Here is a 10,240-nt window from a genome sequence, read left to right on the forward strand (position 1 = left end):
TCGTCCTCACTCAGTACTTGATGCAGATCAGCGCGGCGACGTTACGCGAGCGCGTTTCGGTTGCCACTCGCGCCCCGGAAACCTCGACTACCCGATCAGTCACCCGCGTGCCGCCGGGAGAACCCGCGGCGCCGGAGAATTCGCCGGTGCCGCCAGACTGGCCGATGGCGGTGACGACAGACACGTGCGTATGCGCCTGCAGGGCGTCGAGCTGAAGTGAGCCGAACGCCCGGCCTGGGTCGACCCCGCGGCCTAGGTCGACGCCGCGGATGAACTCGCCGCGGTAGTCGGGGAGGTTGAAGGTCGTTGAGCCGTTTCCCGCGCCGTAGGTTGTGCCGATGCGCGCGAAGAGCTCAGCGTACGTAGCTCGCGAGATCGCGGCGCCATTTGCGATGAGGAAACCCGCTGGCGGGTTGGAGCAAGCAAAGGCGACCACCGCGCCGACCACATCGAGATTGCCGTTGTGCCAGAGCTCCCGAGTCGGGGTCCAACTGCTTCCGTCGTTGAGTACCGAACGGACCAGGACCGTAGGCTCCGTGGTGCCTTGCTTGAATCCGATCTGCGCGGCGTAGTCGTTTCGGCCGTAGGGGATATTCACCAGGCAGCTGTATCGGGCGAACGATGTCGGACCGTCGCCGTAGGAGTAGAAGCCACCGGGCAGGCCAATGGTGTCGATCGGCGTATTGGGGGCGATGTTCGTACCGATGCCGAAGTCGCCGCGGGCCAGTGCGTCGGTGATGCCATAGCCGCCGAGCGTGGTCGGTTTGCCACTGTTGATCTTGCTCCAGGGCAAGCTGGGGACATCTGCGACAGAAAGTTCCGCGCCAGCGGTCACCACACCTTTGGCACTCACCGTTACCTTCGGGTAGCTGCCGGCGATGGCTCCACTGTCGGCCAGGGTCAGAGCGATGTTGACATTCGAACCTCCATCGAACGCTGCGCTACCCGAGGCCGCGCCACTGATCGCAATGGTCCGTGGCGTGGCCAGCTTGGTCGCGCTGGCGGCGGTCTCATTTTTCCCAAGCGCATCGGTGATACCGTAGCCCACCAGAGTAGTGGCCTTGTTCGCTTTCTCCGCCAGCTTGTTGTCGGTATCGGTCTTGGTGTAGGCGTCGCTGATCGCGTAGCCGGCCAGGGTGGTCGCCTTGGTGGCGTAGCTGCCTGGGTTGAAGTTTCCCGAGTGCCAGAGTGTGCGCGTCGGTGTCCAACTGCCATCCTGCTTGGTCGAGCGAATGTAGATCGCCGGTTCTGCGGTGCCCTGCTTGAAGCCCAATTGAGCAGAGGATTCAGCGCTGGAGTACGGGATGTTGATGAGCCCGCAATACTCTGTGAATGAGGTCACTCCGCTGCCGTAGGAGTAAAAGCCGCCGGGCATACCGATCTTGTCGATCGGCGCGGCCGGAGCGAGCGATCCGCCGAGGCCATAGGCCCCGCGGGCCAGCGCGTCGGTGATGCCGTAGCCCTCCAGAGTTGTCGGGTTGGCCCCTTCCTCGACGATACCGCGGTTATTGACCTTCACCTTGGTGAAGGTGCCCGCCTTGCGGGTCGCTGGCAGTACATTGAGGATGCTGCTGTCGACGTACTGCCGAGTCGCCAAGACCACGCTGGGATCTATCTTCAGCTCGATATTCGCAGAGCTACTGACGATCAGGTTGAGCCGGACAACCTGGGTACGTCCGCTACCCTGGCTCAGGATCGGCTTGAACGATGGGGCGCAATTGGCCACTGCGACGAGGTCGTTGTCGGCATCGTAGAGTCCGATTTCTCGAATCCACCAGCCGCCGATATTCTCTGGAATGATCTGCTCAGCGATGATAACCGCGGCATTGTTTGGGTCCACTTTCAGCTGGTTCAACGGTGCGCGGCGCCTCTCGTTGATCAGCTTCGTCTGTGCGGCGGATGGAATCGGGTCGGTGCCGTTGGCGTCGCCGACGCCCATCTGGGTCAGCTTCCACGGGATACCCAGCGCGTCGGCATTGGCCTGCTTGGCCGCGCCGACCTCTGTGAGGATGGCGAAGAACTGCGAGTTCTGGTCGATCATGGGTAAACGTCCAGGGTGTCGATGGAATGATCACGCCCGCCGCGACCGATGCTGCCGGTGACCTCGATGTCGCGGTTCTGGGGTGGGTAAACGTCGATCTCGTCGCCATCGTAGATGGCCGCGCCGAGTGGCAGGGCGCCTGTGCTTTCGAGGCTGATGGAGAGTCCGACCAGGTGGCGGGTGAGGGGCTTGGCGTCGTCGATCAGCCAGGTCAGTTCCTCGTACATCTCTTCGGTGATGCCGGTTTCGAGCACGCCCACCAGCAGCGAGAAGGTGCCCGGCACGCCGGCCGGCGCTTTCTGCCACCACTCATGCACTTCGATCAGGTAGCCCAGCGGCTCAACGACACGGCGTAAGGCGCCGATCGTGCCCTTGCGCGAATGGATGACATAGGCGGCACGTATTGCCGCGCGCTTGGCGGACTCCGGCCATTTGCTGTCCCAGCGGTCCACGGAGAATGCCCAGGCAAGGTATGGCAACAGCGGTACAGGGCAGGTGCTGGGGTTCCATAGCGTGCGTAATGGAATCGGGACGCGCTGAATGTCGGCTAGCGCCTGTGCGGCCAGTTGCTCGAGCTCGGTGGCGTTACGAGGCAGGAGAGGCATGCTCATGAGCTTTGCCCCTGTACCAGGGTGACGCCTGCGCAGTACGGTGCCTGCGCCTCCGTGGCGATGATGTCCGCCCACCCGGATAGCTCGACCTTCTTCACGCCCTCGACGTGCAGAGCGGCATGGATCGCGGACTCGGAGACTTCCATGCCCAGTCGGCGGCGCTGCTGGACGAAGGCCAGAAGCCGCATGCGAGCGGCCTCGAGGATCGGCTCGGACTCAGGACCGACCGTATTGAGGTAGAGCGTTGCGCTGACCCTGTATTCGAGTACCTCCGCACTGCGGACGATAAGGCGGTCTGCTACCGGCCGGCGGTCCTCGTCGTTGAGGTACTGCTCGACAACTCTCAGCAGGTCAGCCGATGCGGCACCGTTGCCCAGCGCCGACTGCACGGTGACAACGGCGACCGCGGGCGATGGGCTGACGGCCGAGGCATCGCCGACGCGGCCGTCAGCGGCGCGGGCGTGGAAGATGTAGCTGTTACGCGGTCCCGCGGTGCTGAGGCCTTCCCAGGCCATCTGCGCCCGCTCGCGCAGGCTGTCGTCGGACTCCAGCAGTTCCGGCACGGGCGGCACCTTCGACGGATCTCCGGGCTGGATAACCAGGCGCTTGACGTTGTAGTTCGCGGCGAGCTGGTCGAGGTCGGCGCCCTGGGCGCTGGCCAGCATGTTGGCGAGAGCCGCCTCGTTGACCCGCTGGCGCCAGAGCATTTCGCGGTACGCGTTTTCCTCGAGCAGCTTGGTCAGCGGCTCGGACTCCAGGGCGAGGCGGGCGGCGATTTCCGCCTGCTGATCCTCCGGCCAGAGGCTGATGGCGTAGGCCTTGCGCTCGGCGAGTATCTGCTCGTAGTCCAGCTGCTCCACCGCGTGTGGTGGTGGCAACTGGCTGAGGTCGATGGCGACGAAGTTCGTTGTCATGCGCTGGCGCCCATCTGCAGGGGGATGCTGAGGTTGTGCGGCTCGTTGCTGTCCACCAGGGTGGCGTCAATCTCCATGAGCACCTGGCCGGCCAGGTTCTGGCCGGTGATCTGGACACGGCTCAGGCGGATGCGCGGCTCCCAGCGCATGAGGGCCATGGCGGTGGCGGCATAGACCTGCAGGCGGGTGGTGTCGTTGAACGGAGCATCGATCAGCTCCGGCAACTGGCTGCCGTATTCGCGCCGCATGACGCGGCTACCAATGCGAGTGGTGAGGATGTCGGCGATCGACTGGCGGATGTGTGCCAAGCGGTCGATGGCGCCGCCGGTGTGGGCGTTCATTGCGGTTTCCCCGTCGTAGCGCCGCCCGGCATGACGCCGCCGTGGGTATGACCGACCAGGCTGATGCCCTTGGCGATCACGTCGACGCTCACGGTGACCTTGCCGGTGACGGTTTGGTTGCCGGTCTGGATGTAGTCGCCCTGGTGGGTGATGTCGCCGACGATGTGGATGCCGCCGTCGCTGATGAGCTCGGTGGTACCGCCGGCGGGAAGAACTGCGCGCAAGTGGTGGGCGGCGCTGTCGTACTCGATCACCGCGCCGTCACGGTAGGTGGTGCGATGCAGGGCGTCGCGGTCGCCGTTGGGCGGGGTCAGGTCACTGAACAAGCCGGTCAGGACCACGCCATTTGCGGTCTGCCCGGATGGGCTGAAGAGCAGTACCTGCTCGTCCAGGGTGGGGGCGTTCCATTCGCGGTCGGCGCCGGCCCGCGGCGATGCCCAGGGCAGCCAGCCGGTCAGCAGGTCACCGGTCAACACACGGACGCGCTGCGCGGCATGGTCCACCGCAGCTATCGTGCCGAGGCGGATCAGGTTCTCGATCATGCGGGAGAGGGCGGCGAAGTCGTTCATGCCGCCGATAGTGGGCGACGCGCGCGCGGGAGGCAGCCAGCGGCGTTTGTAGCGGCCACGCGTACATGCTCAGGCTGGAATGTGAGCGAGCAGCCCCTCACGGATCATCTCAAGGTCGGCTTCGGTGAAACCGAGTAGACGCCGCTGTGCATAACGGACCTCTGGGGCGCCACGCTCGGCGCGATCCTTCAGCCCGTACTGGTGGACTCGCGCGATCCGCGTGACCCGGCCGGCGAAGGAAACCGTGATCGCCTGGGCGTCGCCCTTGGCGCGCAGATAGCGCACCGTGCGCAGCTTCTGGAACATCTTGATCTTGCGCCGAATACGGCCCTGCTTGCCGCGCAGTTCGCGCTTCTTGCGTGGCTCGTAGGCGCTGCCGTCGGGGTTGCGCTGTGCCATCACGCGCTTCTGTTGGCTGCGCCGTAGATCGCGGGCGAGCGAACGCGCGAGGGCAGCACGAGGGCCTGGCTCGAGGGCGCGGAGAATCGGCCCTGCCCAGTCTTCCAGAGCCTGAAGGCTGTCAGCCATTGGCCGGGCGCCTGATCTGCGGCGTCTCGAGCATGACGGCCTCGGTAGGCGTCGGCGGCGTCCACTCGGCCAGATGCTCGCCGTTGGCGAGCATCTGCATCGGCCTATCGACCTCGATGGCCTCGGTGAGCTGGGGCTCTTCCGGGTGACTCACATCGTAGCGGCCATCCTCGCGACGCTTGACGACGACACGCTCGGTCAGTGGCAGGACGATACCGAGGTCGACCTTGCTGCGGTCGAGCATGTCGGCCTCGAAGGTGATGCCGTCCTGCACCTTGGTGAGGTTGGCCAGCAGATCCGACTGGTTCACCAGCAGCCAGCCGAGCAGCGGCAGAAACACGCTGTCGGGGTGCCCGGCGAAGTCGGTGAGGATCACCTGCAGGTCATAGGCGTATTCGAAGGACAGGCTCTCGGCCGAGGTGCTGCGGACCCGGCCGTTGTCGATGAATATCACCAGGCGGTCGCCGTTGTTCCTGAGTTCCGGCACGGCGGCGAGCAGATGCGCCTTCAGGCTATCGGGCTTGTTCATGGGTAGCCCCTTGGGTGCGGATGATCATGTCGACCTTCGCGGCGCATTCGGCCCAGGCCAGGCCGATACGCTCGACTTCAGTCTGTAGGTCGCCGTTGTCCTTCGGTGCCGCTGACTCCAGGCTGCAGGGCGTCACGGCGGGACAGCCACTGATGGTAAGCGGCCGCTCCGGTGATAGCGGGGCGCTGTTGCAGCCGGCGAGCAACATCAGGCAGAGGCTGATCAGCCCACTGGCGATAGGGTTCATCGTCACGTTTCAGGTCCTCGATCAAGCGTTCGCGGATGGCCAGCGCCTGGCGCAGCTGCTGCCGCTGTTGGTCCAGGTCGGCCTGGGCCAGGCGCTCGCGGGAAAGGGCGGCCTCGAGGGCCGTGATGGTGCCGGCCTGGCGGGAAAGCTGGGCGTCGCTGGCTTTCCTCGCCAACTCGGCCTGGGCCAGGCGGGCCTGCGCCAGGTCGATGCGCTGCTGCTGTACCCACAGGAGCAAGCCGAGGGCACCGAGCAGGGCGGCGCTGTACAACACCTGGCGCAGAAGGCTCACGTGCTGGCCTCGGCGCAGTTGGCGTGTTGCTCGTAGGCTCGCGCGAGCTTGGTGTCGTAGAGGTTCCGCTTGTAGTCGGGGCCGTTGTAGAGGCGGGCGAAGTCGGCCCATTTGCGAGCCTTCAGCGCCTTGTGTAGCGCCGGGTCGGTGTCGATGAAGCGGACGAACGCTTCGAACTGAGCCGACTCGCTACGCCCCATGGACTCGGCGAAGGCCTGCACGCTGACGTAGCCCAGGCGCTGCCAGTGGAACCCCATGATCTGGAAGGCGCCCCAACTGGCCGACTCCAGGGCGGCGGTATCGTCGATCTGGCGAGCGTTCGCCAGGCGCTGGTGCTCGGCGGTGCCGCCGGCATAGCCGCCCGGGCGAGGGTTCACCAGCGCGGGGAACTGTGCGGCCAGTTGGTCGGCGGTGACCTGATCGTGGGCGGCGAGACGGCGGTACATGATGTGGCGTTCGAACAGGATTGCCGGCTTGCCGTTGCCCAGGAACCCCTGGCCGTTCGACTCGACCTGGTTGACTGCATAGATCGTCGCCAGCGGCAGGTCGAGGCGAGCTCCGGCGGCGACGAGGTCGGCGTTCTGCAGCAGGTGCGAGCAGTCAGCGCCGCCGAGGGCGGCCAGGGTCTTCGGGCCAGCGATGCCATCGGCGACCAGTCCATGCGAACGCTGGAAGGCACGCACCGCGTCCTCGGTGGCGGCGCCGAAGTGGCCGTCCTCGTAGAGGTTGGCGCCGGCCCAGGTGTTCAGTCGACGCTGAAGCTGGAGGACCTCTTGAGAGCGGTCACCATATCGAAGGGTCATGCGGATGGCCTCAGCAGGGCGGCGACGTTGCCGCGGGAACGGAAGATCAGCAGGCACAGCAGGGTGGCGACGATGGCGTGCCAGATGCTGACCGGTGGGCGGTAGAGCAGGATTTCCAGGCCGCAGATGGCCATGGATGCGCCGAGCAGGCTGGCGAGCAACGAGACGCTGCGGCGGAAGCGGGCGCCGCAGCGCTGGTAGCAGACCAGGCGCAGCGCGGCAGCGATGTAGGCCAGGGCGGCGATCAACGGAACGGCAGTCATGAGCATGTCAGCGACCTCCTCGGATGCGGCGCCAGAGGTCGTCGAAGTCGACCTTGTCGACCCAGGCGACCGCCTTGAGGCTGAGGGGAATGACCACCAGGGCGCAGACGAAGGCAGAGAAAGCCAGGTTGGTCAGCCAGGGCACACGGGCGAGGGCGACATCTGCGAACAGGTAGCCGACGCAGGTCGGCAGGATCAGCGACAGCAGGCGCGACCAGGCCTTCAGGTCCTGCTTCGTGCCGGTGGCCAGCCAGGCGCCGAGCAGGGCGCCGAACAGCATGCCGCCGTCAACCGGAAGGGTTACGCCCAGGCCGAGGCCCATGATGGCGCCGGCCGTGGCGGTGGTGGTGAGGTCAGCCATGCGGGGTGGTTCCTTGCAAAGTGGTCAGTCCCATAGGTTCACCATCTGCCGTTCCGGGGCGGCCGTCGGAATGTCCGGCATGGTGACCTTGAGGCCAGGGGGGAGGGTGGGGCCGTGGTCGGCCAGGCCGTGGTTCGCCTCGAGGACCGCCTCGGTCACGCCGGCGGTGCGACCGTAGTGCCGCCAGCACAGCGCCTCGACGGTGTCGCTCTGGTTAGCGATCACGGTGGCCATTAGTTGCACTCCTGGTGCTTGAGCTGATCGGGATAAACGAACGGGCCGTCGTCCGAGACGAGCGCGCCTGGGGAGCGACCGGTTTCTACCTCGCGGCACACGGCATAGCCGAGCGGGTGCATGATTTCCCGGTTGATGCGTTCCAGAAGCCCCAAACGGGAAATTTCGTTCCAGTCGATGATCTTTGGCTCGTTCATCAGATCAGCTCCACCGTCGTGCGGGGACGCTTGAGAAAGTCGCGGATCGCCCAGCGCTGGTCGCGGCGGTAGTCGTCGATGGTGGTTGCGATGTCCTGGGCCTTGTCGTTGCCGCTGGTGGTGGTGTCGTACCAGCGGTAGCGCTCGGCCACTTCGGCGGCGGTGGCAGACTGCACTGCGCGCAGATACAGCTGCACCAGTTCGGAGGTATCCCGCACCTTGTCGGACGGCACCTGGGCGAGTTCGGCATAGCCGGCCGCGATCTTCTCAAGGCGCCAGGCCCGCAGCTCGCGGTTGACGCTGATCACCGCGGCAATGACCGCAACTTCGAGGCGCGCTGGATCGACGCTGGAGTCGATGCGCAGGTTCGCGCGCACATGCTCGAGCACGATGGTGGGCCAGAAGGGATCGCTGTTGATGTGCCCGGCTGGGACCGGGCCGTTGGCGATGAATCCGCTCATGCTGCTGCTCGCTTGAGGTCGCCGGTGGTCGGGGCGTCACTGCTCAGGAAGGAGAGGACCTGGCAGATCGGCCCCGAGCCGGCGGGGCGCGGGGTACGCTCGGTCAACCGCCAGAGGCGGTCAGTTTCTTCTGGAGCCGTTCGGCGGCCTCCAAATCCTTCTTCCCGCCGCACTTGTCGTGCAGCTGGATCGCGCGCTTGAGCAGATCGATGCCGGCTTGCACCTGCCCGGGTTGCCCGGGGCTCTCCACAGAAAGGCCTTCCAGGGTGGCATGGCCGGCGGCGAGGTAGAGCTTCGCGCGGGCTTCGTCGGGCATGTCGGCCTGGTCGGTGAGCAGGAGGGTGCGATGCAAGGTCGCAAGGTCGAAGCTGCCGCCGGTCTTCTGTGCCTTGAGCGCGGCCTCGGCGATCTCTTCGGCGATGACGCAGCCGGCGGTACGCGCGAAGCGGTCGGGCATGATCAGATCGTGTGCGAGCACGTAGTCGGCGATGTCCAGGGCGCCGGCGTAATCGCCGGCATCGATGCGCCAGAGCATGACGGTGGTGACCACCTCGTCCTGGGCGCCCTTGCCGGCCTGCAGCACGCCGGAAATGTACGGCTGGTAGGCCGGCAGCAGCTCGACCTTGAGCGCTGCCTTGCCTTCGCCGGATTGGATGTTCTTCAGGCGGCTGCGATCCTGATACAGCTGGGCGAGCTGCAGCTCATAGGCGTTCGCGCCTTCCATGCCCTGGTGCGGGGCAGTCGCCGCCGCCTCTTGAGCGGCGGTCACGCGCAGGAAGTGCGCCTTGGCGGGACTGAAGGCCATGTCATCTACTCCGCGACTTCGATGTTCTCGACCAGGCAGCCGAGGCCGTAGTCCTCGACGACGTAGGCGTCGTTGCTGGACTCGTAGTTCTCGATGCGGTTCTTCTCCGGTACCTCCTTCAGGTAGCGGCGGCGACCGCCGATCTGCCAGTAGAGCGACAGGTTCTTCAGGGTGGTGACCATGAGGCCCTTCTCGGGCACGTAGGGCACTTCCACCGGCGGCAGGCCGCCCATGCGCTTCTGCGACAGGATGAGGTCGGTGGCGATCTTCTCGGTTGCCGGCTGGTCCTTGTTCACCATCGGGAAGTACTTGTCGTGGACCAGCTCGCGGCCGAGGATCACCACCAGACCCGGGTCACGGCGGTGCCAGGGATCGATCAGGCTGCTGACCACGTCGAACACCAGGGCGTCGAGGTTCTTGTAGTCGGCGTCGGCGCCGTTGCCGACTACCACCTTGCCGGCGGTCTTCCCTTCCTTCAATACCCGTGCCGGAGCGTTGTTGCGGTACTGCTGGAACCAGCCAATGTTCACGTCCTGCAACAGCGGGTTGGCGGCGCGGTTGGTGGTAGCCGCGGCGCTGGTACCGTTGAAGCCGATCATCAGGCGGTCGAGGGCCTGGCGCTTGAGGATCGCGTCGCGCAGCAGGGCCTGGAACTCGGGGAACTTGGCCCAGGCGTCGAGCATGGCGTAGGTGATGGCGGTGTCGAAATCGGTGTGCTTGCACTCGTAACGCTGGTTGTCGAGCGCGGACACGTCGCGCGGCTTGCGTACACCGTCGCCAGTGGTATCGGTACGGCTGGCGATGGTGCCGCTGACGCCGATGCCGATCTTCTCGCCCTGCAGCTCGTCGACGCCGTAGACGTTGATCTGCTTCAGGAACTCGCTGGACTCCTGAATACGTTGCTCCAGCTTCTGCTGGACACTCGGCTCGACGGCGAAGGTCTGGACGGCGGAGTTCACGCCGTTGAGCTTGGCGAGCTGCGCCAGGTAGGCGTCGAACTGTTTGCGGGTTTCGTTGCGCATGGTGCTTTTCCTTTGGATACCG

General features: G+C 65.7%; 16 protein-coding genes and 1 pseudogene. All 17 read right to left on the reverse strand.

Annotation, left to right across the window (positions count from 1 at the left end; translation table 11 throughout):
- Positions 1 to 10: 10 nt before the first annotated feature.
- Complete coding sequence (locus ACTJJX_RS18535; protein WP_039843306.1) at positions 11 to 2,041, reverse strand: phage tail-collar fiber domain-containing protein; 2,031 nt, start codon at positions 2,039 to 2,041, stop codon at positions 11 to 13.
- Complete coding sequence (locus ACTJJX_RS18540) at positions 2,038 to 2,646, reverse strand: phage tail protein I (protein WP_079280554.1); 609 nt, start codon at positions 2,644 to 2,646, stop codon at positions 2,038 to 2,040. Before ACTJJX_RS18540 ends, ACTJJX_RS18535 begins: the two co-directional genes overlap by 4 nt.
- Before the next feature lie 2 nt (positions 2,647 to 2,648).
- The gene (locus ACTJJX_RS18545) at positions 2,649 to 3,566 is read right to left on the reverse strand and encodes a baseplate assembly protein (protein ID WP_023093072.1); all 918 of its coding nucleotides are present in this window, start codon (positions 3,564 to 3,566) and stop codon (positions 2,649 to 2,651) included.
- Positions 3,563 to 3,907 carry a GPW/gp25 family protein gene (locus ACTJJX_RS18550; RefSeq protein WP_023093071.1) on the reverse strand — a complete coding sequence of 115 codons (345 nt, stop codon included), beginning with the start codon at positions 3,905 to 3,907 and terminating at the stop codon, positions 3,563 to 3,565. The genes ACTJJX_RS18545 and ACTJJX_RS18550 overlap by 4 nt, the downstream gene beginning before the upstream one ends.
- Positions 3,904 to 4,476 (reverse strand): phage baseplate assembly protein V, encoded by a 573-nt coding sequence (locus ACTJJX_RS18555; RefSeq protein ID WP_033943386.1) that lies wholly within the window; start codon positions 4,474 to 4,476, stop codon positions 3,904 to 3,906. The genes ACTJJX_RS18550 and ACTJJX_RS18555 overlap by 4 nt, the downstream gene beginning before the upstream one ends.
- Positions 4,477 to 4,545: 69 nt before the next feature.
- The gene (locus ACTJJX_RS18560; protein WP_023093069.1) at positions 4,546 to 5,004 is read right to left on the reverse strand and encodes a phage virion morphogenesis protein; all 459 of its coding nucleotides are present in this window, start codon (positions 5,002 to 5,004) and stop codon (positions 4,546 to 4,548) included.
- The gene (locus ACTJJX_RS18565) at positions 4,997 to 5,533 is read right to left on the reverse strand and encodes a phage tail protein (RefSeq protein WP_033943383.1); all 537 of its coding nucleotides are present in this window, start codon (positions 5,531 to 5,533) and stop codon (positions 4,997 to 4,999) included. The genes ACTJJX_RS18560 and ACTJJX_RS18565 overlap by 8 nt, the downstream gene beginning before the upstream one ends.
- Entirely contained in the window at positions 5,517 to 5,786 is a 270-nt protein-coding gene (gene lysC / locus ACTJJX_RS18570; protein ID WP_223656435.1) for an Rz1-like lysis system protein LysC, read from the reverse strand. The genes ACTJJX_RS18565 and lysC overlap by 17 nt, the downstream gene beginning before the upstream one ends.
- Positions 5,710 to 6,183: pseudogene (lysB, locus tag ACTJJX_RS18575) on the reverse strand (Rz-like lysis system protein LysB); the annotation flags it as partial. The pseudogene lysB and the gene lysC, both read right to left, overlap by 77 nt.
- Positions 6,069 to 6,875: an N-acetylmuramidase domain-containing protein gene (locus ACTJJX_RS18580; RefSeq protein ID WP_033943377.1), complete on the reverse strand. Its 807-nt coding sequence runs from the start codon at positions 6,873 to 6,875 to the stop codon at positions 6,069 to 6,071. The gene ACTJJX_RS18580 and the pseudogene lysB, both read right to left, overlap by 115 nt.
- The gene (locus tag ACTJJX_RS18585) at positions 6,872 to 7,144 is read right to left on the reverse strand and encodes a phage holin family protein (protein ID WP_015967189.1); all 273 of its coding nucleotides are present in this window, start codon (positions 7,142 to 7,144) and stop codon (positions 6,872 to 6,874) included. Before ACTJJX_RS18585 ends, ACTJJX_RS18580 begins: the two co-directional genes overlap by 4 nt.
- A gap of 1 nt (position 7,145) precedes the next feature.
- On the reverse strand, positions 7,146 to 7,499 hold the full coding sequence (locus ACTJJX_RS18590; protein WP_003098379.1) for a putative holin: 354 nt from the start codon (positions 7,497 to 7,499) through the stop codon (positions 7,146 to 7,148).
- A 24-nt stretch (positions 7,500 to 7,523) separates the two neighbouring features.
- The gene (locus ACTJJX_RS18595) at positions 7,524 to 7,733 is read right to left on the reverse strand and encodes a tail protein X (RefSeq protein ID WP_015967188.1); all 210 of its coding nucleotides are present in this window, start codon (positions 7,731 to 7,733) and stop codon (positions 7,524 to 7,526) included.
- The gene (locus tag ACTJJX_RS18600; RefSeq protein WP_015967187.1) at positions 7,733 to 7,930 is read right to left on the reverse strand and encodes a DUF7415 domain-containing protein; all 198 of its coding nucleotides are present in this window, start codon (positions 7,928 to 7,930) and stop codon (positions 7,733 to 7,735) included. Before ACTJJX_RS18600 ends, ACTJJX_RS18595 begins: the two co-directional genes overlap by 1 nt.
- A complete protein-coding gene (locus ACTJJX_RS18605) occupies positions 7,930 to 8,391 on the reverse strand; it encodes a head completion/stabilization protein (RefSeq protein ID WP_033943375.1) in 462 nt (153 codons plus the stop codon). The genes ACTJJX_RS18600 and ACTJJX_RS18605 overlap by 1 nt, the downstream gene beginning before the upstream one ends.
- Before the next feature lie 103 nt (positions 8,392 to 8,494).
- On the reverse strand, positions 8,495 to 9,196 hold the full coding sequence (locus ACTJJX_RS18610) for a terminase endonuclease subunit (RefSeq protein ID WP_033943373.1): 702 nt from the start codon (positions 9,194 to 9,196) through the stop codon (positions 8,495 to 8,497).
- Between the two features lie 5 nt (positions 9,197 to 9,201).
- Positions 9,202 to 10,218 (reverse strand): phage major capsid protein, P2 family, encoded by a 1,017-nt coding sequence (locus tag ACTJJX_RS18615; protein WP_023093064.1) that lies wholly within the window; start codon positions 10,216 to 10,218, stop codon positions 9,202 to 9,204.
- Positions 10,219 to 10,240: the final 22 nt, after the last annotated feature.

Source organism: Pseudomonas sp. 22490 (genome assembly GCF_052044465.1).
Classification (GTDB): Bacteria; Pseudomonadota; Gammaproteobacteria; order Pseudomonadales; family Pseudomonadaceae; genus Pseudomonas; species Pseudomonas aeruginosa.